This window comes from Clostridium fessum (assembly GCF_027698965.1).
Taxonomy (GTDB): Bacteria; Bacillota; Clostridia; order Lachnospirales; family Lachnospiraceae; genus Otoolea; species Otoolea fessa.
The window spans coordinates 35,205-61,953 of the sequence record NZ_JAQEQF010000013.1 but is presented as its reverse complement, the minus strand read 5'-3'; the positions used below and the strand labels follow the sequence as shown (position 1 = coordinate 61,953).

Here is a 26,749-nt window from a genome sequence, read left to right as displayed (position 1 = left end):
TGTCGCTTTTGTCTGTCCTATTTGATAACCTGCAGAGACTGACGGTCTGCGAATACAGCTACGAATATCAGGAATACAACACCCTGGATGAGCTGCATCATCTGTGTGGTAAAGCCCATCATCGTCAGACCACTGTTCAGGACGATGTACAGAAGAGAACCAACGATGATATTCTCAAAACGTACCTTCGCACCACCGGAAATCGGCATACCGCCCAGTACCAGTGCAATCAGGATCTGGGTCTCAAGCTGGTTACCACCGGAAGAAGTAACCGAACCAACCTTGATAACATTGATAAATGCGGCAAATCCTGTGATCGCACCTGCCAGTGTGTAGATAAGGAACTTCATGCGGTCGGTACGGATGCCGGAGAACATCGCTGCTTTCTCACCTGCTCCGATCGCCTTTAAATAAGTACCAAACTTGGTAAAGCGGAATAAAATAAATCCGATAATCAGGACCACCAACGTACAAGCCAGCTTTAATTCAGTGCTGTCGAAGTTGATTAACATCGCAGAGCCGGCTACCGGCGCGTTGGTCGTCAGATATTTGATAAATCCACGGAATAAGAACATCGTACAAATCGTAACGATGAAGGATTTAATCTTGCGGTATACATAGAAGTAACCGTTGATGGCACCGATCGCTGCACCAACCGCGATACCTGCCACAATCGCCAGTGGAATGCTGGTCTTGGAAACCATGCAGACAACAATCGATGCAATACCAAGGATGGAACCCTGGGAGAAATCCAGACCGCCCATCGTCATGATAAAGAATACGCCGGTTGCCGAAATCATAGTGACATACACCTGGGAAAGTACCAGAGGAAGGTTATTCATCATCCGGAAATTCGTCAGGGCATTGAACATAAGAAAGATAATAATCAGTCCCGCAATCGGCAGAAGCGAACGGATCATCGTCATTTTTGATAACTTTTTGAGCTGCTGCTCTTTATTTTCCGTACTTGTCTTAACTTGATTCTCCATTGCATCCTCCTTATACCATCATCGTGATCAGGCTGTTCTCATCCATCGCCTCATCACGTTCCAGCTCACCGCTGATCTTGCCGTCCTTCATGATAATGATGCGGTCGCACATACCAATCAGCTCCATCAGCTCCTCGGAAATCATGATAATCGATTTTCCGTTCTTTCTCATCTGGTTCATTAACTGGTAAATGTCCTGTTTAACCTTGATATCAATACCACGGGTCGGACTGTCGAGAACGACAATATCGGAATCTTTTCCAATCCATCTTGCCAGAACGACCTTCTGCTTATTACCACCAGAAAGCTCCGAAACGAACTGGTTTACGTTTACCATCTTAACGGACATCTGTTTTGCAAACTGGTTGGAAAATTCTCTTAATTTCTTATCGCTCAACAGGTGAAGCTTGTTTGCCAGCGAATCCAGGGACGGCAGGCAGATGTTGTCGCCGATGCTCTGGTTTAAAACGACCGACTCATTATCACGATCCTTCGACGTATACGCGATGCTGTGCTTGATCGCGCCCGGGATATCGTTGATCTGCGTTCCGTCTGCCAGCTGTACCGTACCGGTTCTGTCATAGGAAGCGCCGAAGATTGCTTTGCCGATCTCATGCATACCGGACTCAGACAGACCGCCGAAGCCCAGAATCTCGCCCTTGTGAAGGTCAAAAGACACATCCTCAATCAGTCCCGGAACCGTCACATTTTTCACTGAAAGAACCACTTCATCCGATACCTTCTCGCCGTAGTCTGCACGGTAATAATCACCGGTTACCTCACGACCTACCATCAGACGTTTCAGATCGTCCTCGGTCACATCCTTGCTCTTTACAGTGTCAATATAAACACCATCCCGCAGGATTGTGATGGTATCGGATTTATCCAGAATCTCCGGAAGGTCATGGGAGATAAAGATGACTGTGTTGCCGCTCTCACGGATGCGGTTCATGTGTTTGTAAAGTTCTTCACGACCTTCCTGGGAAAGTGCCGTGGTCGTCTCATCAATGACAACAATCTTCGGATTGAAGTAGGTCGCCTTTACGATCTCGACCAGTTTCCGGTCCTCGAAATTGTAGTTGTCGATAATGTCTGCCGCCTTGATACGCTCGAAGCCGTACTGTTTCAGAAGCTCCGTCGCCTTTTTATTCATGGCATTTGTATTTTTAATTCCCATATGTACGAACTGATCTTCGTGTCCCAGGAATATATTTTCCGCTACTGTAAGTCCTGACAAGGTTCCTAACTCCTGTACGATGATAGAAACACCCTCGTTGTTGGCTTCTACCTGATTCTTCGGATGAATCTCTTTCCCATCCAGAATGAAGGTACCGCTTCCGATACTGTAGATGCCGGTCAGCATGTTGGTCAGCGTCGATTTACCGGAACCATTCTCTCCGATCAGCGCGTGAACCTCGCCTTTATTGACATTAAAAGACACATTCTGAACTGCCTTCGTGATACCGAAGGACTTGCAAAGATTTTTTACCTGTAATCTTACCTCGCTCATTGCATTTCCTCCCTCGATTTACTTGACAATCTCGCCTTTTTCCGCTTTTGTGGTCAGCGTGATTATGATTAACAGTGCCAGACCTGTGATAACGTCCTGAATTGCTGTCGGTGCGCCCATCGCGATGAAACCAAAGAAAATAATGTTGATAACAAACTCGCCGATGACGATCGCCTGCAGCGGCATGCCATATTTCTTAAACGCCAGACCGAAGAAGCATCCCATCGTCGGAACGAAGTTACGGCTCATCGACGCCATACCGGTTACCGCTACCATGGAGGAACCGTAGCTGATCGTTAAAATCGCCATAACGCCTAAAAATGCGCCGCTTAAGATAAATGCAAGTACTTTGTACTTATTAACATTGATACCCATGTTTTTCGCTACGAACTCGTTGCTGCCGATCGCATATGTATACGTACCAATCTTTGTATAATTTAAGAAAATGTAAGCTGCCACACATGCCAGAAGTGCCAGAATAATGTTCCACGGCATCTGTCCGAATGCACGGAGGTTGGACGGAAGCGTCTGCTCCACGCCGCCTGCGATGTAGTTGGCAACCGACTCATAGATAAGAGCCAGACCCGTCGTTACAATCATGGACGGGATACGGAGTTTTACATAAAAAACACCGTTTAAAAGTCCGACAATCGTACCAGTCAGCACGCTGCCGATGATAAGACCGGCATATCCCATGCCGAAACGAGAGGCAAATACACAGCCTACAATCGCTGAAAGCATGATGTTCGCGCCGATGGAGAAATCGAACATACCCATAACCATAACAAAGTAAAAACCAACAGCGCCAACCGTCGCGATCAGGCTGGCCTGAAAATAACTCAGCATATTGGCCGGAGAACCAAAATTGCCCGGCGTCAAAGCTTTAAAAATCGCCCAGGAAAGCACTACCAAACCCACCAGGATGATATAACCCTTGGCAGTTCCCGAAAGTTTTTTCTTTCCGGTTGTTTCAACAACAGAAGAACCCATATTTTATACCTCATTCATAACTGCTCAGTTTCTTTTTTCTTTTAAAGAAAAGACCGGCATCGCGCCGTGCGATACCGGCCTTTTCTATTACATTCAGCCTCTTAAAATTCTATAATTTGAATCAGTTTCTGAACTAATTAGTTGCCTGCTCTCTGTGCAGCATCCTCGATGGAGATACCAGCTGCAGTTGCTTTCAGGTCATCCAAGCTAAGCTCGGACATAGCTACCAGTTCCTCATCGGTGTATGGAAGCTGATCTACGAAGTATTGCTCATATGCTTTGTAGTCGTCCGGAGAAGATACATACAGATACGGGAACGGAACGTCCTCGAAGTTGCCCTCGATACCTGTGTAGTTGCCCTTGATTGCGTTGTAAACCATCATGAAAGCAATAAGCGGATCGCAATAATGTCCACCGGACTCACCGGCCATAGAACCATTTTCAAGTCTCTCGCCCAGATCCGGAAGGAAGTCTGTGGAAACGATGTCGATATCCTGAGTCTTGCCTGCACGCTCAACTGCTGCGATAGCGCCCTGAAGCGGGTCACCGCCGCCGCCTGCCGGAATCAGTGCATCCAGAGTCGGATCTGCGGACATCAGAGCCTCTGCTGCCTTGGAACCACCCTCAGAAGAAGTACCTGCGTACTGCGGCTCAGACAGTTTTGCCTGATCATCCGGATGCTCTGCGTTCCATTTCTCAACGCCAGCTTTGTAGCCTTCCCATCTGCCAAGCCAGGTAGCGTCGCCCTGCTCCCAGCCGATCAGACCGATGTTTCTGTCGCCCTTGTCCAGAAGAATCTGAACTAATTTTTCACCGTTCTCCGGCTCGTTCTCATGAACAGCGCCGATGTAGTACGGTGATGCGGTTGCTAAATCATAGATATCCTTGCTGTTCTCCTGGCTGATAACACGGAAGAACTGTGCCAGATATACTTTATTGTCATTACATGTCTTAATAGCGGATGTCATCTCTGTATCAGAAGAGTTGCAGATGATGATACCCTGGCATCCTGCTGCTGCTAACTGCTCTACGGATGCGGTAACCTTCTCCGACACATGACCCTGGTCAACATACTGAACCTGAACGCCCAGAGCCTTTGCTGCCTCGTCGATGATCAGCTTACACTGGGAACCAAGTACATCGGTGGAGGACCAGATGGAAACACCGATCTTGATGTCTTTGTTGTCGATCGTCGAAGCTGCTGCCTCGCTTCCTTCTGCTGCAGAAGCATCTGCTGCCTGTGTCGCATTTGCTGCTCCAGAGCCGCCGCATGCGGTCATGCTCACTGCCATCGCTGCTGCTGTCATGGATGCAGCGGCACGTTTGAACATTTTTTTCATTCTAACTACCTCCCATAAAATTTTCTTTGCAAGCGGCACCCCAGCCGCACTGCTTTGTTGCTTTTCACAACTTTTAGTAATTTTATTATAGCAACCCAGGACAAATTGTGCAAGTAAATACAAGAGCATTTTTTCATAAAGTTGTATTTTATTTTGTAGATTGTTATAAATTTCACGTCCGATTTTGACATTCTTTTATCAAAGATACAAATGATGCATAAATTAAAGCGGCTATTTTCGCTAAATATTTATGCATCATGTATAGGTTCGCTGATTCCCTCTCGAATTATGCCGAATCAGGGGAATACAACTTTATATTGTTTCTGATATGTACTGTACTTTTTTCAGATGTCTTCTCTCTCTTTGCATGGATATTTCCCGTCATTTTGACTGTTCTATCTTGATGCTGTCATACCAGACATTCATGCCGGTTTGTCTGTCTCCGGAAGAGAATTTCTACTTTTTCTTCTTTACCATCGCAAGGATCGACTGAAGCACGATGAAGAAGCATAAAAGCGCCGCGATCGTGATACGGGTCCACCAGGAAGAAAGTGTTCCCTGGAAAGTGATAAATGCCTCGATCGTCGCCTTGATGAGGACGCCAAACAGGGTTCCGAATACATTACCGACGCCGCCGGTCAAGAGCGTGCCGCCGATAACAGAGGAAGCTATCGCATCCATCTCGAAGCCCTTTGCCTGCTCAACGAAGCCGCCCAGCGTATTCAGACAGAAAAGGACACTGCCGACGCCGCAAAGGAAACCGTCCAGGATATAGGCTTTCAGTTTTACCCGGCGCACATTCAAGCCCATCATCAGCGCTGACTGCTCGTTGCCGCCGATCGCATAAATGCTGCGTCCAAATTTCGTATATTTCAGCATGATAAATGCCAGAACCAGAAGAACCAGCGCAATCACAACCGTCGGATAGATATATGGATAAATCATCATGCCTTTTTTGTTGAGATAGCCGCCGAACGGAATATAAAGTTTCATCTTCGCCCATGCCATGAAAGTTTCATTCGTAATACTGATCATGTCCTTGGAAATGATCGCAGTCATGCCGCGGGCAAAGAACATACCCGCCAGGGTAACAATGAATGGCTGGATATCCATGTAGGCAACCAGGAATCCCTGTACCAGACCAAAGACAATCCCGGTCACCAGCACGATGAGAACCGCCGGAACCGCACCGATACCGCCTTTTTCCATCATCCATGCCAGCATCATACAGCCCATCGCCACGAAGGAACCGACGCTGATATCGATACCGCCGGTGATCATGACGATCGTCATGCCGATACCGATGACAATCAGACCCGCATTGGAAATAAAGAGGTTTAAGAAGTTCTGTGTCTTGGCAAAGCCCTGTGCATTAAAGAGCACGCAGCCGATCGCGTACATCACGAAGAACAGCAGGATCGTGACAAGAAGCAGGAACGTGTTCTGATTTAATTTCTTCTTTTCTTTCATGATTTATGCCGCCTCCTTTCCTGCCGCGCTCAGTTCTTTTTTCTGTGCCAGGGATTTTCTCCATCTAGCAAATCCCGGAGACTGGAGTGCTACGATGATGACAACCACGATCGCCTTGTAAACCGGAACCTGATCCGAGGATACGTGCATCGCATACAGGGTGGTCGTCAGCGCCTGAATTGTATACGCGCCGATGACGGAACCTGCCAGCGAGAATTTACCTCCGCCGAGGGAGTTTCCGCCGATGGCAACTGCCAGGATCGCATCCAGTTCCATATTAAGACCGATGTTATTCGCATCCGCCGAGTAGATACGGCTGGAAGCAATCAGACCGGAAAGACCGGAACAGAGTCCACAGTACGCGTAGGTGAGGAAAATAATCATAACCGACTTGATGCCGACAAGCTGGGACGCCCGTTTATTGATACCGACCGACTGGATGTACATACCCAGTGCCGTTTTCTTCAAGAGTAATGAAGTCAGCGCCACAACGACGACCGCCACGATAAACGGGGTCGGAACCGGGAATCCCGGAAGGGAAGCGCCCAGGGTACGGTAGCTGTCCACGCGCACGTATGTGATCTGTCCATCCGTGATCAGCTGGGCGATACCGCGCCCGGCGGTAAACATGATAAGAGTCGCTACCATCGGCTGGATGTTTAACTTTGCAACCAGAAAACCGTTGAAGCAGCCAATCGCCGCGCCGACGATGAGCGCTGCCAGGAAGCCAAGAATCAGCGGATTGGCATATGCAGTTGCTGCGCGCTCGCCGCCGGTTAAGATGTTGCAGCAGACTGCCGCACTGACCGCCATGATCGCACCGACGGAAATATCCGTTCCAGCGGAGGACGATACGACAAGCGTCATGCCGACTGCCAGAATCACCAGCTCTGACGCACGGTTGATGATATCGATTAAGTATCCGTAGAGAACGCCGTTCCGCACCTCGATCGCGAAGAAGTTCGGCGTCGTGACGATATTTACCAGCAATACCAGCGCAAGGCAGAAAATCGGGAGAAACAGCCTCTGCGAGGTAATTTTTTTGAACGTCATATTTTTCATAGCTACTGTCCTCCTGCAATGGTTGACATGATGTTGGACTGGTTCATCTCATCCTCGGAAAGTTCTCCTACCTTTGCACCATCACGCATAACGACCATGCGATCGCAGGTACGGAGCATCTCCTCGATCTCGGAAGAAATAAACACGACTGCCATGCCCTGTTCTGCCAGTTTTACGACCAGTTTCTGAATCTCTGTCTTGGTTCCGACGTCGATACCACGGGTCGGCTCGTCCAGAATCAGGAAATCCGGGTTTGTCAGAAGCCAGCGTCCGATGATTACCTTCTGCTGGTTGCCGCCGGAGAGTGATTTGATCGGTGTCTCACGGCTGGCGGTCTTAATCTGAAGCATATCAATGTATTTATCGGTAAATTCTTCCTGCTGCTTGCGGCTGAGCAGGTGGAACATACCACGTTTTGCCTGAAGGGCCATGATCAGGTTCTCACGCACGGACAGATCCGCGATGATACCCTCGTTTTTCCGATCCTCCGGCAGATATGCCATGCCGGCATTCATCGAAGTCAGCGGGTGGCGCGCCGCGATCGGTCTGCCCTTGACGCTCAGCTCGCCCTCATCCGGTTTTTCCGCTCCATAGAGGACACGAACCGTCTCAGAACGTCCCGAACCCAGAAGCCCGGTAAATCCGACAACTTCACCCTTGTGAATCACCAGATCAAACGGTTTTATGTATCCTTTCTTTCCGAGTCCCACCGCCTTGATGACGATGTCCTCTTCGCCGTGTTTCTCCTCACTCTTGGAATTCTTGATCGCTGCCAGATCATCGAAATCCTTTCCCATCATCTTGGCAACCAGCTGGACTCTCGGAAGCTCCGCCGTCGTAAATTGTCCTACCAGCTGCCCATTCCGAAGAACGGTGATCTTATCGCAGACTGCATACACCTGCTCCAGGAAATGGGTAACGAATATGATGCCGACGCCTTCGGATTTCAGGCGGCGCATCAGATTAAAGAGCTTTTCTACCTCCCCATCATCAAGGGAGGAGGTCGGTTCATCAAGAATCAATACCTTTGCCGACATATCGACTGCACGGGCGATCGCTACCATCTGCTGAATTGCAATCGAATAATTGTCGATCGTCTGTGTTACATCTGCATGTATGTCAAGGTCCTGCAGCAGTTTGCTGGCCTTTTTATTCATTGTTTTCCAGTCAATCAATCCGCCTTTTCGCGGTTCGCGTCCGATAAACAGATTCTCTGCAACCGTCAGGTTCGGACAGAGATTGACTTCCTGATACACGGTGCTGATGCCCCGGTTCTGTGCTTCCTGCGGGCTGCGGTTGATGATCGCATGATCGCAGCCGTCTATCATGATTTCCCCTGTTTCAAACTCCTCTACACCCGTCAGGACTTTGATCAGCGTGGATTTTCCTGCGCCATTTTCCCCCATCAGGGCATGAATTTCGCCTTTTTTTAAGGTAAAATCCACATTCTGCAGAGCTTTTACACCCGGGAATGTCTTATAAATATGCCTCATCTCAAGAACGGAATCCTTTTCCATAAAAGCTTTGCCTCCTTATTTTTTGAAAAAGAAAGCGCAGGGACGGAAACCTAAGCCTCCAGCCCCGCGCCTCCTGATTGCCAAGTGCCTGCCGTCCGCCGAAACCTCCGGTCTGACACTCATTCACTTACGGTCAAAAGCGATTGCCTGTCCGATTATTTACATTTAAAAATACCATTCAAAATCGAATTAGTAAGCTCTTGTCTTTAAGATTTCTTCCAGATCCATGCTTGTATCGAAGTATGCTTCGTCTACGTACTGAATCTTCTCAACCTCTTCGCCTTTTTCCAGCTTCTGGATGATTTCAGCTACACGCGGACCATGAAGCGGGTTGCACTCGAAGGTTGCGTTTAAGTCGCCAGCGATCATGGACTCGAAAGCTGCTTTTACAGAATCAAAACTTACAACGATGATGTCGCCGTCCGGACCACAGGTCTTGCCAGCTGCCTTGATAGCATCGATGGCGCCAAATGCCTCGTTATCATTCTCACAAATAACAACGTCGATGTCATCATAGCTCTTTAAGAAGGACTCCATAACTTCCTGTCCTTTTGCCTGTGTGAACTCACCAGACTGTCTGTCAAGCATCTTCCAGTTGGAGTGCTCTTTCAGCTTGTTGTCCATACCTTCTGTACGGCCAACCTGTGCGGATGCACCGATGGTACCCTGAATGGTAACCATGTTGATCTCTTCGTCTCCGCGTCCCTGTTTGTCTAAGTAATCAGCCAGCCATTCGCCGCAGGTCTCGCCTTCTTTTACGAAGTTTCCGCCTACCCATGCCTCATACAGGCTGTCATCGGAAAGCTGCATCTGACGGTCAGAAAGGATAACCGGGATACCAGCCTCTTTTGCTTCTTCCAGAACGGTCTCCCAGCCAGTCTCAACAACCGGAGCAACTACGATGTAGTCAACACCCTGCTGGATGAAAGAACGGATTGCCTTAATCTGATTTTCCTGTTTCTGCTGTGCATCGTCGAAAATCAGTTTGTAACCATTTTCCTCAGTAAATGTAGATTTGAAAGATTCGGTGTTGGCTGTTCTCCAGTCAGACTCAGCACCAACCTGTGCATAACCTACGGTAATCAGATCGCCGTCTGCTGCCGCTTCTTTCTCTTCGCCCTCTTCTGCTGCCTCTGTATCAGCCGGAGCTGCTGCCTCCGTCTCTTTCTCAGCCGGATTGCTTGTACAAGCGGTCATGGATAACGCCATTGCTGCTGCTAAAGCTGCGGACACTAATCTTTTTCTCATACTGTTTCCTCCTTATAAGACCCAATATATTTGTTTTTGCGTATTTATTATAACAAAGTACCCCGCATCATGGATACGGGGCATCTTTGGAAAAAGGTATATTATTTTTTTGCGATGTTTGTCGTTTTCTGTGTTTTTCCGGGTATGTCTTTAAAAAATTACAATTTTTTTCGAAAAAGTTATGATTTTTTTTGATTTCCCAAATAAACCTTAAAGCAGGTGCCGATATTCTTTTCAGATTCAACCAGGATCTCAGCCTGATCGCCATAATACATCTGAATCCGCTGTGCCACATTATGTAACCCAAATCCGCCGCTGCCGATCGGGGCAAGTTCCTCTTCCGGCTCCAGTGTCAGCTTGGCGCGCACGGCGGCAAGCTCCGCCTCATCCATGCCAATCCCATCGTCCTCCACCTCAAAGACAAGCCCATTCCGATCCTCATAGCCGCGGAGCACAATGCATCCGCCGCCGCGCTTATTTTTGATACCGTGGTAGAGGGCATTTTCCACCAGCGGCTGCAGCAGCATTTTCAGCACAATCCGGTGCCGGATGGACGGCTCGATCTCGATCGAATAGTCGAGAATGTCCTCGTACCGGATCTTCTGAATCTTTAAATAGCTCCGGATGTGTGATTCTTCCTCCTCGATCGTGATGAAATCGCGCCCGCCCGATAAAACCGTGCGAAAAAAGTCGCTTAAATCCGTCGTCATCTCCACGACCTGGCGGTTGTTGCCGCCCTCTGCCATCCATACGATCGAATCAAGTGTATTATAGAGGAAATGGGGACTGATCTGCTCCTGGTGGAGGCGCAACTCCAGCTCCCGCAGGTTCTTCTGCTCCTGCCTCGTCTTATCAAGCAGCCGCCGGATGCGGTCGCTCATCTGGTTAAACGCCCGTGCCAGCACGTTGATCTCTTCCAATCCGCCCGTTCTCGCCCTCGCATTCAGGTTCCCGCGGCCGAGCTGTTCTGCCGTCCTCTGTAACTGCTGCAGCGGTTCCGTGATGGATTTCGTGATCGTAACTGCCAGAAACATACCGACCACCAGCACCACCAGAAGAAGTGCCAGATAGCTCTGCATCTGATCCGCCATCTGCACCTTCAGCTCTTTCTGAAGCTGCTCCATGTTGATCATCTCATAATAGGTATACTGCGTGATGTAATCCTGAATCATCGAGCACAGACCCTGGATGTCATTCTCCCAGATATTGACATTTTCATCGTAATATCCACCGGCGGCGGCATTTCCAATCATTTTATCCACTGCCCGCTCCAGGGAATCCAGACAGGAGAGGATACCTCTTATCTTGATATCACAGTCCGACCCCGGTTCCCGCTCGATCGTCGTTCCGAACGCCTGTCTCGCCGACGCAATCAGGCTGTGGGGATTCTTGACCACCGTCGCATACTTCGTCTCGCCCTCGACAATATCTCCATTTTCGAACTGTTCCGCGTCAATCAGCCCGATCATAACACGGTACATCGAATACTCCATATCCGATTTGAACTTTATGTTGTACTCATTCGCCGTCTTTAGATTCGCCAGAATCGCGTCATAGGAAGCAGAATAGGAAGCGATCATCTTCTGGAATCCGAGCGCCATGCCTGTCAATGGAATGGCGATCACGAAGAGGAGAAGGATCAGACGGGCGCGGAGAGAAAGAGGGCGATATGGACGGGCAACGGATAATGAATCAGCGCCCGGATCCTGATTTTTATTCAAATCTGCCATCTCTTCTGTTTTTCCAATCTGCCCCTGCTCCACTCCCATATCTTTCCTCCCTTTTTCAGTTATGTACTGACACTTTTCTTACTCCTGCCGCGTCTGGCTCGCCTTATACTCTTTCGGCGACTGTCCCATCGCTTTCTTGAACGCCGCGCTGAAATAGTGTGAATCGTTGTATCCCACCTGCTCTCCGATCTCGGAAGTCCGGTAGGAGGTACATTTCAAGAGCTCACATGCCCGTTCCATCCGCACCTGCGTCAGATACTCCACAAAGGACTGCCCCGTCTCCTGCTTGAAAATCGAGCTGAAATAGCTCGGACTGACGCCAATGTGCACGGCAATCCGGTTCAGTGACAGGTCGCTCTGGCTGAAATTTGCCCGGATATATTCCTTTGCATCCCGGATCACGCTGCCATAACGGTCGTTCGACGCCCGGTCACGCGCCTGCAGGGCAGCCGTAAACGCCTCGATCAGATAGGCTTTCGTCATCTCCACGCTCTCGATCACCTTCGGAACCCGTTTTATGTCAACCACGCTTTCCGGAACCTCCGGCGGCTCCGCTTTCAATTTCTTCAAAAACTCCTGCACACAGTAAAAAATATCCATCGTCATATACTGACGCAGCAAGAGCGATTTGTAATTATGTTCACCGATCGCTGCAAAATACTCCTCGACAAACGGACTGCACTCTTCGACTGAGCCGAGCTTTAAAAAATCGTTGATGAGCTTCCGGTCAACACCGCTGTAATCCGTTTTATCCAGAAATTCCGTATATTTTTCGTAGCTGACAAAATACCTCTCCAGAAGCTTTGATTTTTCCCGCTCTTCCCGGATCTCGTCCGCCGCCTTTTTCAACGCATCGATGAGTCCCGCCGAGGATACCGGCTTCAGCAGATAATCGCTGATTCCTATCTTGATCGCCTCTTTTGCATATTCAAATTCATTGTAGCCGCTGAGCACGATGATCCGCGTGCGCGGAAGCGCCTTTTTCACCAGACGGCTCAGCTCCAGCCCGTCCATAAACGGCATCTTGATATCCGTTACCAGAATATCCGGCTGTGCCTTCAATATCAGCGGATACGCGTACTCGCCGTCGCCCGCCTCCCCCGCAAATTCAAATCCGTGGCTCGCCCAGTCAATATTATCCCGTATACCGTGCCGGATGATCGCCTCATCCTCTACCAGAAACACCTTTACCATGGTTTTCCCCCCTGGACTCCATTTTTCTCTGTCCTTTTTATCCATTTGCCCGAATACACCCGTTTTTCATTTCCGTCCACACGCCATTTTGCCGACTGAAAATATTCACACCTTACTTCTTCTCACTCACTTCATACAAATCACTCCGCCGGTTTTCCAGCGACGGAATCTGCTTCCGTATCTTATCCAGATAATCTAAATCAATCTCCGCATAGGTGATCCCCGGTGCATCCTTTGACCGTGCAATCACCGTTCCCCACGGATCTGCCACCAGGCTGTTGCCGTATGCCGCATACGCCGGTTTCTGTCCAATCTGTCCCGGTGCCACAATGTAACAGCCGTTCTCGATCGCCCGCGCCCGCAGAAGAACCTCCCAGTGATCCTTTCCCGTCGGCATTGTAAAGCTCGCTGGAACAAAGATAACCTGCGCCCCGCGAAGCGCCATGAGCCGGTAAATCTCCGGAAAACGCACATCATAGCAGATCGACATTCCAAAAACGCCCAGCTCCGTCTCCACCGTCACAATCGAATCGCCCGGTTTGACCCGATCCGACTCCCGGTACGGCGTGCCGTCCGCCAGCGTGATGTCAAACATATGCAGTTTGCTGTATGTCGCCAGAATCTTCCCCTCCGGCGAAATCAGCACACTCGTATTTGCCGATCGTTTTTCCCCCGGAAGTGCCTGCGTGATACTGCCCCCGTGAATATAGACGCCGTGTTCCTTCGCTTTCGCGCAGAGGCGCTCGGTCGTGTACCCCGGAATTTCCTCGCGTCCGCCGCCTTCACCGATATTTTTGCCGATCAGATTCATCACCTCCGGGAAACAGATAAGCTTCGCCCCTTTTGCCGCCGCCTCGTCAATCCAGGCGCATGCCGTCTCCAGATTCTTTCCTTTATCATTCTGTGTATCCATCTGCATCAATGCCACTGTATATCTGCGTATCATAAATACCCCCTGTATCCTGTCTATAAGCGCTTTTCTCTCCACAATTACCTATATTTTATTATAGCATCTCTTTTCCACACGGGTCAACCAATGCAAGGCACGTATGCGCGAACAGTAACCCGGCTGTTACTGTACACGCATACGTGTCCAGTAACGGAATTTGCCGTGGCTTCGCATTTCAATACGGCAAATTCCTGCTGCCACCACGTTTTCTTACGGCACTTTCGGTTCCAAAAGTGCCTACCCGTGTACAGTAACCCGGCTTTTCACTTCCGCATATTATAAAGTAAGAATGTTTCAAGGAGCGTAACTGTCCCACTGATACACAGTTACCCAGGTATTTGCTTATGCCGCCCATTCTGGAAGTTTCCGGGCTTTCCTACTCCTACCACACGATATCCGGGGAGACGAAAGCCCTTTCTGATATATCATTTCAGGTAGAAACCGGCGAATTTATCGCCATTGTCGGACCGTCCGGCTGCGGAAAATCCACGCTGCTCTCCTTAATCAGCGGGCTCCTGCCGCCGGAAGAAGGTTCCATTCTTATAAATGGGGTTCCGCTCTCGAAAAGCCAGTGCCGCATCGGTTATATGCTGCAAAGCGACCAGCTTTTCGAGTGGAGGACGATCATCCAGAATGCTGCCCTCGGGCTGGAAATTCAGAAAAAAATGGATCATGCCGCGGAAGACCGCCTCCACCGGCTCTTAAAAATCTACGGACTGGAACAATTTGAGCATTCCCGCCCCTCCGAACTATCCGGTGGAATGCGCCAGCGCGCCGCCCTGATCCGGACACTGGCGCTAGAACCGGAGCTTCTGCTTCTCGACGAACCATTTTCGGCGCTCGATTATCAGACACGCTTAACCGTCTGCGACGATATCAGCACCATCATCCGGGAGCGCCGCAAAACAGCGATTCTGATCACCCACGACCTCTCCGAAGCCGTGAGTGCCGCCGACCGCATCCTGGTTCTGACTAAACGCCCCGGAACCATCTGCCGCATCCTGCCGGTTACCTTCCCGCTGTCCGCTAACCGACCGCTGGAACGCCGGAATGATCCGGCTTTTTCTCTTTATTTCAATGAACTATGGAAGACACTGCAAGGGGAGGGCAAAAAGTATGAAATGTAAGAAAGAGTCCACCGCCCAGAAAGCCTACCTCCGCCGCCAGCTCCATCGGCGCCGTCTGGTTCTCTTCTGCCGGATTTTCTTATTCGTTTTCTTTTTAATATGCTGGGAAATGAGCGCCCGACTGGGGCTCATCGACGCGTTTATTTTCAGTTCCCCGTCACGCACCGTGCGCTGTTTCCTGCGGATGATGCAGGACAAAAGCATCCTCATCCACACCGGCGTGACGCTCTATGAAACGCTGATCAGCTTTACACTGGTCATCCTCTGCGGGCTGATCGGCGCGGTTCTCCTCTGGTCGAGCCGGAATCTTTCAGAGATTCTGGAGCCGTATCTCGTCATGCTCAACAGTCTGCCGAAATCCGCCCTCGCCCCGATTCTCATCGTCTGGCTTGGGAGCAACATCCGCACGATCATCGTTGCCTCCATCTCGGTCGCTGTCTTCGGCTCGATCCTGACACTCCACAACGGATTTTCCTCGATAGATACCGACCAGATCAAATTAATCCGGTCCCTCGGAGGAAACCGGATTCATATTTTAACCAAAGTCCTGCTGCCAGGCTCAATCCCGCTGATTCTCGCCAACATGAAGGTCAACATCGGTCTCTGCCTGGTCGGCGTCATCATCGGTGAATTTCTCGCTGCCAAACAGGGACTCGGATATCTGATCATCTACGGCTCACAGGTATTCCAGATGGATATGGTTGTGATGAGTATTATTCTTTTATGTATTATGTCTGCGGCGCTATATCAAGGAGTAGGAATACTGGGAAAATTCCTACAGCAGCAATATCACCAGCATTAAAGCAATCTGTCCACTGCTTCACGTTTGCTGTTCTTAAGCGCCTGCATTTTTCCGCATCCTGTTCCCGCCAAAGCCTGTTTCCTGCCGCTTTTCTTTCCTGCATCTTGTAGAAAACTTGCAGGGAACAGACTTTACAGCTTCTGCTCCTTCTCCAGCTTCTCTGCTTCTTCCATCTCCTCTGCCGCCTCGACTGCCGTCTCCTCCGGAGTCTCGCTTTCAAGCGGAGCCGTACCGACCGCGATAAAGGTTCTCGCAGCCGCCAATGGCAAAAAGCCTACATAGGCGCTGTAGATGCCGAACTGACCGACCGCCCACGCTCCGAGTACCACGCCCAGGAAAAAGCTGATGACCGTATAGGTATAAAGAATTGCTTTTCTCTTAAATTCCTTATCCTTTGTCAGACCGTACTGCAGCCAGCCAAGCACCGACTGTTTGAAGTTGTTCGTCATAAAGATCGTCGCGCTGTTAAATCCGTCGGCACCGGAATAGACGCCCCACTGAAATGCGGATGCAAAGAAAATCGGATAAATTCCGACCAGCGCCGGTTCAAGCGGCAGCATCGACGCCAGTGCCAGCGCAGCCGCATCCACCCAGAGGGCAAGTTTCCGCATGTTTATCTTCGTAAAGTTCGTGAGCAGATATGCGGATGCCACGCCCAGTCCAAACAGCACCAGCGCAGCCAGGCGCAGAAGGACGTTAAACCATTCCATCGATACCAGTTCCGCTCCCATCTCCATCAGGTTGCCTGTCTGAGCGGAGCCAAAGTTTCCGGCATGAAGCAAAATCGCATAGGCTCCGAGAAATCCCCCGACCAGGGATATATTCCAATGAAGGATCGCATCCAGACGATCCCGAATCACTTTCTGTACCATACCATTACCGCCTTTCGCGGTTGATTGTATCGCGCGGCGGCTGGATCGTCAATGACAATTTACAAAAAATTACCATTTCTATCATAGACATTATCTATATAATGGCAAAAAAATCACTCCGGATAGTCTCCCAAAAAAACTGTCCGAAGTGTTTTTTCTATCTCCTTTAATCATGCACCGCACAAGTAAAAAGCATGTCCCGGTTAATGGTTTTATAAAACATCTCCCGTATTTCTTCCGGATCACTGGTTTGTCCCAGAATCCACATTAATTTTGTCACAACCGCTTCCAGCGTCATATCATAGGCCTCCAAGAGTTCAAATTCCTTTTTAATGCTTTTTCCCACCTCGTAGACTGACATATTGCTGCCCTCATTGGTTACCTGAGTGGTCATGACAACTGTTTTTCCGGTCCGCACCAGATCTTCAATGGATTTATGAAAATCACCCGAATCATAAGTTGGAATGCCTCCGACACCGAAGGACTCCAAAATCACCGCATCACAGTGTTCTGCCATGTAATCCAGCACGCCGGAATCCATGGCCGGTATCAGCTTCAAAAGGCCCACTTTCGGATTCAATGAATGATAAAACCTCACCGGTTCTTTCATCTGCTCTTTATCATCCAGATAGAAAATAATATGCCCATCTAGGATGGCTGCAATATAAGGGAAATTGATACTGGAAAAGGCATTGTAGCTCTTCGTTTTTTCTTTTTTTCCTCTGGTTCCGGCAATCACCTTGCCGTCAAAGACAATCGTTACACCATATGCCTTATCGCAGCTGGCGAACCGCAGACTGTCTGAAAGATTTGTTCTGGCATCGGTGATTTCCAAATCAATCGGCTTCTGTGCGCCGGTCACAACGATAGGTTTTCTCGAATTCTGCACCAGATAAGAAAGCGCTGCCGCCGTATAAGCCATGGTATCGGTTCCATGGCAGACCACAAATCCATCATAATCTTCATAGTATTTTTCAATGGTCTCTGCAATCATCAGCCAGTAACGCGGCTGCATATTCGTACTGTCAATATTAATCACCTGCAGCGAATCCACCTTACAAAACTCTTTTGTATCCGGAACATACCTAAGCAATTCTTCCGATGTAAGAAGGGGCTTGAGCCCATCCTCACTGCTTTTACAGGCAATCGTGCCTCCCGTTCCAACCATTAAAATTCGCTTTAATACCCTGTCTTTTACTAAACTACTCATTGATTCCTTATTTCATCGGCAATTCTCTTCCCTGTCTCAGACTCCGCAATTCCTCCTAATGCAGTTTCCCGAAGTTCTCTTGGCAGTTGCTTCCCTACTCTGTACATAGCCTCAATTGCCTCATCTGCCGGAACCGGACACACCGTATCTGCCAGTGCCAAATCTGCACTGACAATGGCATTCACCGCCTGAGACGCATTTCTCTGTGCACATGGTATCTGAACTAATCCTGCAATCGGATCACAGACCAATCCCATCACATTAATCAATGCCAATGACACCGCTGCTGCCTGCTGTCTGCAGGTTCCACCTGCCAGATACACTACGGCTGCAGCTGCCATAGCAGCCGCCACTCCACATTCTGCCTGACATCCTCCCTCCGCTCCTGCAACAGTGGCATTTTTCACTACCACCGCTCCAATTCCGGAAGCAATGAGAAGTCCTTCTAGGATCTTTCTCTTAGATAGATTCCACTCTTCTTCCATCGTAACCAGAACGGCTGGAAGAATTCCGCACGAGCCTGCAGTCGGGGCCGCACAAATCTTACCCATCGCCGCATTCGTCTCACTTAACGAAATGGCACGTGCCATCATTTTATTGATACCCACCCCACACAGACTATTTCCGTTTTCTGCATAGCTGAACTGGCGCTCCGCCATACCGGTGATCATTGTTTTCCGAAGGCGTTTTCCAGATTCACCAAGTGCCGCTGTCGTTCCATTTTTCATGATGTCATATCGATTCTCCAGCTCTTTCCAGACATCATCCTCACATTTATCCGTACAACGCATCTCATCTTCAAGAATCTCCATCCACATCGGCTGATTTCGTTCCTCGGCTGTACGGCACAAATCCTCAATTGTATTATACACCTCTGCCTTCCCCACTTTCTTCTATATTCTACTGCATATTCCTGGCACATATCTTAGGTCGTTACTGTTCACGCATACGTGCCCAGTAACCTTAGGCCTTCCTGCCGAAAGTTATATCTGTACTGCCTGTACACTCAATACATCCGGAATCCGGCGAAGACGTTCAAGAATTTTATCATCCACCGACTCATCCACCTCTATAATGCTCAGTGCATGCTCTCCTTTCGTATTTCTCGTCAGCTTCAGAGTTCCTACATTCATGTCTTCGTCCAAAAGAACGCTGGTAATCTGATGAATCATGCCTTTTCGATCCATGTGACTAATCACAATTGCAGGCAACTCAGCTGAAAGATCAATCCGGCAGCCATTTAAATCATTAATCATGATACGACCACCTCCAATAGACGATCCTACCATACAAAGAACCTGCTCCTCTCCATCAAAAAGGCGAATTTCTACTGCATTTTCATGAACTCCCTCCATCTGCTTTTCAAAAAATTTCCATGTGAGTCCTTGTTCAGCAGCAATCTGGAACGCGTCGGGAATCCGCCCGTCTTCCGGACTCATACCAATAATACCCGCAAGTAATGCCAGATCAGTTCCATGTCCGCGATATGTTTTCGCAAACGATCCATGTAAGCCAAATTCTGCTCTGTTAAACGTTTTTCCGCAAAGTGCGCGGGCAGCCCCTCCCAATCTTGCAGCCCCTGCTGTATGGGAACTGGACGGTCCTATCATAACCGGTCCTATCACATCCATAATACTAATATCCATCTTTCTCCTCCTAATAGTCAGAGTGCATTAACGTCTTTCTGCCGTCATCCGTTCCAGATAAAGAAGTGTTCCTAGCGATGATATTTCATTCAATGATAAATCGCTCCCCATTTCCATATACTGTACTGCTTTTTCAATTCTATATTTTACGGAATTAACATGAATTCCCAAAAGCTGTGATACTTCTTTAATACTGCGAAGAACCAGATAAAGGCGAAGTGTGTTCAAAAAAATTATCACTTCATCTGAATATTTGATTTTTAATTGATCCGCCGAATACAAAAGAACTTTCTGTTCCCTCGGCGCATTCGTAAGCAGGTAAAGTAAAGAAAGCTCATCCATACTGTAAAGCCCCTTCAAAAACAGAAGAGAATTCAATAAATTTTTTATTCGCATGATCTCTCGATGCAGTTCCTTATTTTTATATTTTCTTTGTGAAAACACAAACAGATTCGGTTTATTATCTTCTGACAACCTGCAATAAACATCATACGGCGATTTCATCCCTTCCTCTTCCGGAATTAACAAAATACAGTACTTCTGATTATAGTTACTTTCATACAAAATATACTTTCTGTCAAAGTTTAATTTCGATTTGTCAAAACTATCAAATCGCATGAACACTATGTATATTTTTGCTTTCCCGTAGTATGGTATTGCTGGTTCAATTTTTCGTATTTTACTGCCCTGAGAAATATTATCCAGTTCCCGAACTATATAAGGCGCCATCTGATGATATAGCTGAAGCATATTCTCCTGCACTGACCCCCGGCTCGGACAGCAGGCCACCATGCTGTTTTCTCCAAAATATACAACTGCCAGGCGTGAACTATCAATTCGAAGCATCATCGGCGATTGCATCGTATTCCCCTCATTCTGTCGTATCTTCTGAATCCGGGAAATCAAAAAAGCTACCGTAATTCCTTCTGTTCCATAACTGTAAACCGTCAATGCACTCATCACAATCGGAAGCTGCAAAATCTCACTCATTTTCCGGCACAGCATATCCGGATCTTTATTCACATGAAAATCAACAAAGGTCCCCAATGCCATATCCATCCAACTGCGTTCGATCGATTCCATGCTGTTGTTTGCGATGATGCTATATTCCGAAACCATATCTCCCCACCGAACAGTTACAGGAATATATAAAATCGGAAAACCACATTCATTTCCCAATTTCAATATCTCAGGATCTATCTCCTCATTTAGGTAACTTCCAGGCATTATCCCGATCCCAGCACATCGATGCTCGATCATCGCCTCAATCAGATGTATCCGGTTTTCTTTATTATCCGCCAGGCTCCAGAAACTCGTCAGATAAAAAATCCCCTCATCCAAATACTGAACAACCGCTGGATAGGTCTCTTCTAGAATCTCGAATCGTCGTATCACACGATACGCACCATTTCCTCCCGCTGCAATATAGCCTTCACGCATGGAAGGCAGATTCAATATATCAATTGCTCTTATCATTCTGCCAGCACCTCCGAGTCGTGTTATATAGCGATTAATTATACTACAAATTGCCCGAACCTGCACCTAAAATAAAGGTTAAAATCAACACATTACACAAACCCTCAAAAAAGGGGGATGCTGCAAATCTGCAGCACCCCCTTGCCTATTTTTCTATCCTGATCAATGACCTAACTGATGTGCCATTTCTACAATTTCAGGAGTAGGGCCAACAACTCTTCCTTCGTCAAGAATCTGAACACCATCTACCCATACGCTGCAGTTTAAGCAAATACCATCAGAATGGGTTGCTGCCGGGATACCACCCGGAATATCCGAAACAAGCTGAGGACCAACATTACCAAATCCCCACTCTGTACATCCCCATACTCGCTCATCTTCTACGATATCGCCATTGAGCATTGCATTCGGTCCAAAACCAAAGCTTCCATGCGCAACCAGATAAATCTGTTTGTCATTGAATGATTTCATCCATTCTGCATAAGCCTTTGCATCAGTTCCTTCGCCTTCAATCTTGGTAACATAACCCTTTTCAATAGTAAATGTAATCGGATTCTTTACAGCTCCCAGAGGCGGTGTGATAGTACCATCTACAACGATCGTTCCATTGATGCTGTCAAAGTTCGGAGACCAGCTAATCTGTCCTGGGAACATCTTAATTTCACCCTTACGTACATGTCCGTCTGCTGTCACATAAGCTCTACCCGGCTCATTATCGCATTCCAGGTGCATACCATTTGGAGATGTGATTACAAAATGTTTTCCAGCCTCACAGAAATCAGAGATTGCCATGATAAATTTGGTCAGAAGATTATTATCAACTTTACCAATATTACGAACCATCAGCTCCGGATTAACTCCGCACAGATTCATGTATCTTGGTCTATCTTCTGGATCCGCTACAATCTTATCATATGCAGTTGAATAGAAGATCCATTTATTGTTATACTCTACCCAGGCATCACATCCCTTGATAGCTGCCACTAACGGCTCAATCGGCATATCAATATCGCCGGCTTTTCCACAGTCTCTTGGTGTTGACATTTTCAGGACCAGCGGTTTTGCCCCAAGAGCAAAAGCAGCTTTTGCTGTTGCGTTTACAACGTCCATATTCGACTCTGTATCACACGTAATAGCAAGGGATTCTCCGGGCTGCAAATCAAACATATCATGAAGCAGCTTATAGCACGCATTCGTTAATTCTAATTCGTACATGTATGTGTACCTCCTATCATTTTATTGTTTTCTTATCCTACTCTTCGTATCTAGCCAACGCAGCCAGATAAATCTTTGTATCACGAACCAAGTTATCAATTACCACATATTCATTTGGTGTATGACACATATCATCCAGTGTAGACCAGATTACAGCAGGAATATTTTTCTCCCGGAGAATGGCGCCGCAGGTGCCGCCTCCGATACCACCGCAGTAGGCCTTTGTTCCCGTCTCCGAGATTGCCTCCATCAAGCTCCGTACTACCTTACTTTCCGGCGAGGTAGGCGGCGGTGCTACCACCCGGGTCAGATACTCCACATTCATGTTAATTCCCGGGTATTTTGCCTCATATTGCTTCATAAGTCCTTGGATAAACTCCATCACTTCATCCACTGAATAATCCGGTAAAATTCTTAAATCCATACAAAATACATCTTTTCCCGGCATGACATTAGGACTTTCCACATTGGCAAATTTTTGTGTCACCTCAAAGGTCGACATTGGTGGATTGAACATGGTGTCTACTTTATCATATCTCGTTTTAAGAGCATCCTCCAATTCAACACCAAATTTCATTCCTATATAACATGCATTGATACCCAGATGTGGCATCGCTGCATGAGATGTTTTTCCGTTTATTGTAAATTTAAGCCAAATCTGCGATTTTTCTGCAATTTCAACAAAAGAGCCATCCGCGCTGCCCCCATCCGGAACAATTGCCTCATCTTTCGGCTGAATGAGTCCTTTATCAAGAAGTGCCTTCATGCCAAAATCACTTCCAGTTTCTTCATCCGACGCATAATAGAAGCACAAATTCCTATCTATCTGGATATGTTCGGCAAACAACGCCTCGCATGCATACATGGTAGTAATCACTGACTGGCTGTTATCTTCACATCCAAGTCCATAGATTCTTCCATCCTTTACTGTAGGAGTAAAAGGATCCGTATCCCAGGCACTTAAATCTCCCGGACCTACGGTGTCCACATGGCTGATAAACCACAGAGAACGATCCGTAAGCTTAGTTCCGGGGATTGTCACAACTACGTTGAGGCGCACGCCTTCTTTGACATTTTCGTCCGGAACCTCGTATACCTCATAGGGGATCTGGCGCTTATCGAACCATCGCATGATCCACTGCATTCTTGCATATTCGCCGGTGCCTCCCATCTTCGGATTGACAGCAGGTATCGAACTCATCTCTATCATATCTGCAACCATCTGTTCCCGTTTTTCTGAAATCAGATTCTGCAATTTCTGAACATCCATCGTGTACCTCTCCGTAATTTATTACTTATTGATTAATGACCAAGCTGTCTTGCCAGCTCTACAAACTCTTCGGTCGGGCCGACCACCTTACCTTCATCAAGAACCTGCACACCATCAATCCAGAGGCTGCAGTTCAATGCAATACCGTCCGAATGAGAAGCTGCAGCAATTCCACCTTCCATATCAGATACCAGCTGCGGACCAACATTTCCGATACCCCATTCTGTACAGCCCCATACACGCTCATCTTCTACGATGTCGCCGTTAAGCTGTGCCATCGGTCCAAATCCAAGACCACTATGAGCCATCAGGAACATATTCGGATCATCGAAGCTCTCCAGCCATGCACGGAAGTTTTCAGCATCTCTTCCACCTTCAATTTTTTTGATATAGCCCTTCTCGATATAGAACTTAACCGGTCCCTGTAATGCTCCGATTGGCGGAGAAAGAGTTCCATCAACCACAAGCACGCCATTTACACTCTCAAAGTTCGGAGACCAGCTGATCTGACCTGGGAACATCTTAATATCATTCTTACGAACGAATCCATCCGCCGTTACATAATCACGACCCGGTTCATTATCACACTCCAAATCCGTTCCTGCCGGAGTTGTAAAGCGCATATGATGTCCTGCCTCACAGTAATCCGAGAATCCCTGGATAAACTTGTTCAGAAGAATGTTGTCTACTTTACCAATGTTGCGAACCAACAGTTCCGGATGAACACCGTTCTGATTCATATATCTCGGACGATTGTTCGGATCTTCTGTAATCTTGTCATAAACGGTGGAATAGAAGATCAGCTTATAGTTGAATTCTACCCAGGCATCACAAGCTTTAATACCATCAATCAGTGCTTTCATCGGCATATCTTTATCGCCAGCTTTTGCGCCTTCCGGTGCAGCGATCTTAAAGATAAGTGGCTTAGCTCCGAGAATCACTGCTGCTTGTGCAGTTGCTTCTACAATCTCATCACTGGACATTGTATCAGTTGTAATCGCAATTGTCTCTCCAGGTTTCAACATGAACATGTCGCGAAGCAGCTTCAAACAAGCATCGAGAACTTCATATTCTAACATAACACCCTCCATTCTATTGTCTCTTGGGACAATGTGTCTTTTTTATTCTTAATTCCCGGCATTCGGGAATCTCTGAATCACTATTTACATTTTCCACACAAATGGCATCGGACAAAGTGACCAGGTTCTACTTCCTGCATTTCAGGATCCACTTCCATACAGATTTTCTGCTTAAAGGCACATCTGGTGTGGAAACTACAGCCACTTGGAATATTAACAGGAGATGGAATTTCCCCTTCACTCTTCACTTTCTTTGGTTTCAATGCTTCTTCTTCCGGTGTAACAACCGGAATCGCCGAAAGCAGCATCTGTGTATATGGATGCATTGGTGCTTCATAGAACGTTTTTGTTGGAGCAATCTCACAAATCTTGCCCAAGTACATAATAGCAATCTTTGTGGATACGTTTCTCATAACACCCATATCATGTGTAATAAACATATATGTCAGCTTCTGCTCTTCCTTCAGCTTCATCAGCATATTCAGAATCTTCGCCTGAATAGAAACATCCAGAGAAGAAGTTGGCTCATCCAAAATAATAAATTTCGGATTGCTGCAAAGAGCTCTTGCAATTGATACCAGCTGACGCTCGCCGCCTCCGATGGAGTTCGGTGTCTTATACATGAAATCCGGCGGCAATTCTACCATCTGAAGAATTTCACGAATTTTGTCATCTATACCGTCTTTTGAAACTACATTGTGTACGCGAAGAGGAAGACTTAAAATCTGACGAACATCTTGATACGGATTCAGGGATGAGCCCGGATCCTGGAATACAATCTGTGCATACCGGCGAAAATCTTTGCTTCGTCCCTTTGTCTTATTCGTAATGGTCTGCCCGTTAAAAATGATCTCTCCATCCGTCTGACGGTACATTCCCATAACTGTATAGGCAATCGTACTTTTTCCAGAACCAGACTCACCGACCAGCCCCATAACCTCTCCTTCATTGATGGAAAAATTAACTCCGTCAACGGCACGGACAAAGCGATCTTTTCCAATGGGGAAATACTGCTTTAAATCTTTTGCAATCAATAATTCTTTTCCCATTACTCCGCCCCCTCCTTTTCCGTTTCTCCATCTGCATAGCGGAAACAGGCAACTTTATGTTCCGGTTCAATCTCCACTACTGGCGGACGTTTTTTCTTACATATTTCCATTGCGTATGGACATCTAGGTGCAAATCGACATCCTTCCGGAGGATTTACATAATCTGGTACATAACCGTAAATTCCTGCTGATAATCCGCCGCCTGAAAGCCTCGGTACACAGGAAAGAAGTCCCTGAGTATATGGATGAGACGGCGATTTAAACAAGTCTTCTGTCCGACACGTCTCCACAATATTTCCGCCATACATGATATAGATTCGGTCTACCAGTTCTCTGGCCACACCAAGAGAATGAGTAATCATAATCAATGAACGTTTTTTTTCTTCTACAAGCACTCGCAAAAGATGATGAATCTGATCCTGAATTGTAACATCCAGTGCTGTACACGGTTCATCTGCAATCAAGAGTTCCTTCGGTGTAACCAACGCTGATGCAATACAGACACGCTGCCTCATGCCTCCTGATAACTGATGTGGATAACTTGCCATAATACGATCCGGATCCGATAACATAACACTGGTAAGTGCCTGATGTGCTGCCTCCGTGATGGCTGTTTTATCATTCTTTTTATAAAGTCCGGAATACTTGATAATATCTGTCAGCTGCTGACCAATTGTAAATACTGGATTCAACGCTGACATAGGAGACTGAGAAATCATGGATATTCCGGTTCGTCGTAACTGTAAAAGTTCTGATTGCTTCATTTCCAGAACATTTTTTCCTGCAAAATCTATCTTGCCATCTGGAACATGGATTAAATCCTTTCCCAGAACTCCCATTACTGTTTTCATTGTTGTTGTCTTGCCGCAGCCAGACTCACCAACCAGACCTATTTTCTCTCCTTTTCCTACCTGCAGATTGATATGATCAACCACTTTAGAATAACCGCGATAGGTACGATACCAAATGGAGAGGTCTTCAATATTTAAAATGTTTTCTCTCAT

23 protein-coding genes are annotated in these 26,749 nt (G+C 47.4%); 2 read left to right on the top strand and 21 right to left on the bottom strand.

Going from position 1 to position 26,749, the window contains the following annotated elements:
- Positions 1-17: 17 nt before the first annotated feature.
- From PG862_RS14045 to PG862_RS13995, 11 genes are all read right to left on the bottom strand, one after another.
- Positions 18-989, bottom strand: a complete 972-nt coding sequence (locus PG862_RS14045) for an ABC transporter permease (RefSeq protein WP_107000586.1) — start codon at positions 987-989, stop codon at positions 18-20.
- Between the two features lie 10 nt (positions 990-999).
- On the bottom strand, positions 1,000-2,499 hold the full coding sequence (locus PG862_RS14040; RefSeq protein WP_270487508.1) for a sugar ABC transporter ATP-binding protein: 1,500 nt from the start codon (positions 2,497-2,499) through the stop codon (positions 1,000-1,002).
- Positions 2,500-2,517: 18 nt separating this feature from the next.
- Positions 2,518-3,489 carry an ABC transporter permease gene (locus tag PG862_RS14035; RefSeq protein WP_107000588.1) on the bottom strand — a complete coding sequence of 324 codons (972 nt, stop codon included), beginning with the start codon at positions 3,487-3,489 and terminating at the stop codon, positions 2,518-2,520.
- A gap of 137 nt (positions 3,490-3,626) precedes the next feature.
- A complete protein-coding gene (locus PG862_RS14030) occupies positions 3,627-4,829 on the bottom strand; it encodes a sugar ABC transporter substrate-binding protein (protein WP_107000589.1) in 1,203 nt (400 codons plus the stop codon).
- Between the two features lie 456 nt (positions 4,830-5,285).
- Positions 5,286-6,299 carry an ABC transporter permease subunit gene (locus PG862_RS14025; RefSeq protein WP_117796234.1) on the bottom strand — a complete coding sequence of 338 codons (1,014 nt, stop codon included), beginning with the start codon at positions 6,297-6,299 and terminating at the stop codon, positions 5,286-5,288.
- A 3-nt stretch (positions 6,300-6,302) separates the two neighbouring features.
- Positions 6,303-7,361, bottom strand: a complete 1,059-nt coding sequence (locus PG862_RS14020; protein ID WP_118524080.1) for an ABC transporter permease — start codon at positions 7,359-7,361, stop codon at positions 6,303-6,305.
- A 2-nt stretch (positions 7,362-7,363) separates the two neighbouring features.
- Positions 7,364-8,878, bottom strand: coding sequence for a sugar ABC transporter ATP-binding protein (locus PG862_RS14015; RefSeq protein WP_107000592.1), 1,515 nt, complete (start codon positions 8,876-8,878; stop codon positions 7,364-7,366).
- A 189-nt stretch (positions 8,879-9,067) separates the two neighbouring features.
- A complete protein-coding gene (locus PG862_RS14010; RefSeq protein ID WP_118629059.1) occupies positions 9,068-10,126 on the bottom strand; it encodes an ABC transporter substrate-binding protein in 1,059 nt (352 codons plus the stop codon).
- Positions 10,127-10,305: 179 nt separating this feature from the next.
- Complete coding sequence (locus PG862_RS14005; RefSeq protein WP_186854859.1) at positions 10,306-11,895, bottom strand: sensor histidine kinase; 1,590 nt, start codon at positions 11,893-11,895, stop codon at positions 10,306-10,308.
- A gap of 39 nt (positions 11,896-11,934) precedes the next feature.
- Positions 11,935-13,050, bottom strand: a complete 1,116-nt coding sequence (locus tag PG862_RS14000) for a response regulator transcription factor (RefSeq protein ID WP_270707822.1) — start codon at positions 13,048-13,050, stop codon at positions 11,935-11,937.
- A 112-nt stretch (positions 13,051-13,162) separates the two neighbouring features.
- Positions 13,163-13,996 (bottom strand): carbon-nitrogen hydrolase family protein, encoded by an 834-nt coding sequence (locus PG862_RS13995; protein ID WP_022358927.1) that lies wholly within the window; start codon positions 13,994-13,996, stop codon positions 13,163-13,165.
- 347 nt (positions 13,997-14,343) lie between these two features.
- Between PG862_RS13995 and PG862_RS13990 the strand changes: the two genes are divergently transcribed.
- Both PG862_RS13990 and PG862_RS13985 read left to right on the top strand, forming a co-directional pair.
- Positions 14,344-15,126 carry an ABC transporter ATP-binding protein gene (locus PG862_RS13990; protein ID WP_118491667.1) on the top strand — a complete coding sequence of 261 codons (783 nt, stop codon included), beginning with the start codon at positions 14,344-14,346 and terminating at the stop codon, positions 15,124-15,126.
- Positions 15,116-15,928: an ABC transporter permease gene (locus PG862_RS13985; RefSeq protein WP_270707819.1), complete on the top strand. Its 813-nt coding sequence runs from the start codon at positions 15,116-15,118 to the stop codon at positions 15,926-15,928. Before PG862_RS13990 ends, PG862_RS13985 begins: the two co-directional genes overlap by 11 nt.
- Before the next feature lie 131 nt (positions 15,929-16,059).
- Here the strand turns inward: PG862_RS13985 and PG862_RS13980 are convergent, their stop codons facing one another.
- From PG862_RS13980 to PG862_RS13935, 10 genes are all read right to left on the bottom strand, one after another.
- Complete coding sequence (locus tag PG862_RS13980) at positions 16,060-16,800, bottom strand: YoaK family protein (RefSeq protein ID WP_118468308.1); 741 nt, start codon at positions 16,798-16,800, stop codon at positions 16,060-16,062.
- A gap of 166 nt (positions 16,801-16,966) precedes the next feature.
- Positions 16,967-18,010, bottom strand: coding sequence for an asparaginase (locus PG862_RS13975; protein WP_270707816.1), 1,044 nt, complete (start codon positions 18,008-18,010; stop codon positions 16,967-16,969).
- Positions 18,007-18,882, bottom strand: coding sequence for an L-serine ammonia-lyase, iron-sulfur-dependent, subunit alpha (gene sdaAA, locus PG862_RS13970; protein ID WP_107000600.1), 876 nt, complete (start codon positions 18,880-18,882; stop codon positions 18,007-18,009). Before sdaAA ends, PG862_RS13975 begins: the two co-directional genes overlap by 4 nt.
- A gap of 111 nt (positions 18,883-18,993) precedes the next feature.
- Positions 18,994-19,656 (bottom strand): L-serine ammonia-lyase, iron-sulfur-dependent subunit beta, encoded by a 663-nt coding sequence (gene sdaAB, locus PG862_RS13965; protein WP_107000601.1) that lies wholly within the window; start codon positions 19,654-19,656, stop codon positions 18,994-18,996.
- A 27-nt stretch (positions 19,657-19,683) separates the two neighbouring features.
- Positions 19,684-21,198 (bottom strand): PucR family transcriptional regulator, encoded by a 1,515-nt coding sequence (locus PG862_RS13960; protein WP_147354015.1) that lies wholly within the window; start codon positions 21,196-21,198, stop codon positions 19,684-19,686.
- Positions 21,199-21,294: 96 nt separating this feature from the next.
- On the bottom strand, positions 21,295-22,347 hold the full coding sequence (locus PG862_RS13955) for a M29 family metallopeptidase (RefSeq protein ID WP_107000603.1): 1,053 nt from the start codon (positions 22,345-22,347) through the stop codon (positions 21,295-21,297).
- Positions 22,348-22,384: 37 nt separating this feature from the next.
- The gene (locus PG862_RS13950; RefSeq protein ID WP_118629073.1) at positions 22,385-23,617 is read right to left on the bottom strand and encodes a M20 family metallo-hydrolase; all 1,233 of its coding nucleotides are present in this window, start codon (positions 23,615-23,617) and stop codon (positions 22,385-22,387) included.
- A 32-nt stretch (positions 23,618-23,649) separates the two neighbouring features.
- Positions 23,650-24,696: a M29 family metallopeptidase gene (locus PG862_RS13945; RefSeq protein WP_107000987.1), complete on the bottom strand. Its 1,047-nt coding sequence runs from the start codon at positions 24,694-24,696 to the stop codon at positions 23,650-23,652.
- Positions 24,697-24,776: 80 nt separating this feature from the next.
- Entirely contained in the window at positions 24,777-25,745 is a 969-nt protein-coding gene (locus PG862_RS13940) for an ABC transporter ATP-binding protein (RefSeq protein ID WP_270707814.1), read from the bottom strand.
- A complete protein-coding gene (locus PG862_RS13935; RefSeq protein ID WP_270707813.1) occupies positions 25,745-26,749 on the bottom strand; it encodes an ABC transporter ATP-binding protein in 1,005 nt (334 codons plus the stop codon). The genes PG862_RS13940 and PG862_RS13935 overlap by 1 nt, the downstream gene beginning before the upstream one ends.

Excerpts from the sequence above, each read along its gene's own strand:
- PG862_RS14045 (WP_107000586.1), bottom strand. The coding sequence starts at position 989 with ATGGAGAATCAAGTTAAGACAAGTACGGAAAATAAAGAGCAGCAGCTC.
- PG862_RS14040 (WP_270487508.1), bottom strand. The coding sequence starts at position 2,499 with ATGAGCGAGGTAAGATTACAGGTAAAAAATCTTTGCAAGTCCTTCGGT.
- PG862_RS14035 (WP_107000588.1), bottom strand. The coding sequence starts at position 3,489 with ATGGGTTCTTCTGTTGTTGAAACAACCGGAAAGAAAAAACTTTCGGGA.
- PG862_RS14030 (WP_107000589.1), bottom strand. The coding sequence starts at position 4,829 with ATGAAAAAAATGTTCAAACGTGCCGCTGCATCCATGACAGCAGCAGCG.
- PG862_RS14025 (WP_117796234.1), bottom strand. The coding sequence starts at position 6,299 with ATGAAAGAAAAGAAGAAATTAAATCAGAACACGTTCCTGCTTCTTGTC.
- PG862_RS14020 (WP_118524080.1), bottom strand. The coding sequence starts at position 7,361 with ATGAAAAATATGACGTTCAAAAAAATTACCTCGCAGAGGCTGTTTCTC.
- PG862_RS14015 (WP_107000592.1), bottom strand. The coding sequence starts at position 8,878 with ATGGAAAAGGATTCCGTTCTTGAGATGAGGCATATTTATAAGACATTC.
- PG862_RS14010 (WP_118629059.1), bottom strand. The coding sequence starts at position 10,126 with ATGAGAAAAAGATTAGTGTCCGCAGCTTTAGCAGCAGCAATGGCGTTA.
- PG862_RS14005 (WP_186854859.1), bottom strand. The coding sequence starts at position 11,895 with ATGGGAGTGGAGCAGGGGCAGATTGGAAAAACAGAAGAGATGGCAGAT.
- PG862_RS14000 (WP_270707822.1), bottom strand. The coding sequence starts at position 13,050 with ATGGTAAAGGTGTTTCTGGTAGAGGATGAGGCGATCATCCGGCACGGT.
- PG862_RS13995 (WP_022358927.1), bottom strand. The coding sequence starts at position 13,996 with ATGATACGCAGATATACAGTGGCATTGATGCAGATGGATACACAGAAT.
- PG862_RS13990 (WP_118491667.1), top strand. The coding sequence starts at position 14,344 with ATGCCGCCCATTCTGGAAGTTTCCGGGCTTTCCTACTCCTACCACACG.
- PG862_RS13985 (WP_270707819.1), top strand. The coding sequence starts at position 15,116 with ATGAAATGTAAGAAAGAGTCCACCGCCCAGAAAGCCTACCTCCGCCGC.
- PG862_RS13980 (WP_118468308.1), bottom strand. The coding sequence starts at position 16,800 with ATGGTACAGAAAGTGATTCGGGATCGTCTGGATGCGATCCTTCATTGG.
- PG862_RS13975 (WP_270707816.1), bottom strand. The coding sequence starts at position 18,010 with ATGAGTAGTTTAGTAAAAGACAGGGTATTAAAGCGAATTTTAATGGTT.
- sdaAB (WP_107000601.1), bottom strand. The coding sequence starts at position 19,656 with ATGGATATTAGTATTATGGATGTGATAGGACCGGTTATGATAGGACCG.
- PG862_RS13955 (WP_107000603.1), bottom strand. The coding sequence starts at position 22,347 with ATGTACGAATTAGAATTAACGAATGCGTGCTATAAGCTGCTTCATGAT.
- PG862_RS13950 (WP_118629073.1), bottom strand. The coding sequence starts at position 23,617 with ATGGATGTTCAGAAATTGCAGAATCTGATTTCAGAAAAACGGGAACAG.
- PG862_RS13945 (WP_107000987.1), bottom strand. The coding sequence starts at position 24,696 with ATGTTAGAATATGAAGTTCTCGATGCTTGTTTGAAGCTGCTTCGCGAC.
- PG862_RS13940 (WP_270707814.1), bottom strand. The coding sequence starts at position 25,745 with ATGGGAAAAGAATTATTGATTGCAAAAGATTTAAAGCAGTATTTCCCC.
- PG862_RS13935 (WP_270707813.1), bottom strand. The coding sequence starts at position 26,749 with ATGAGAGAAAACATTTTAAATATTGAAGACCTCTCCATTTGGTATCGT.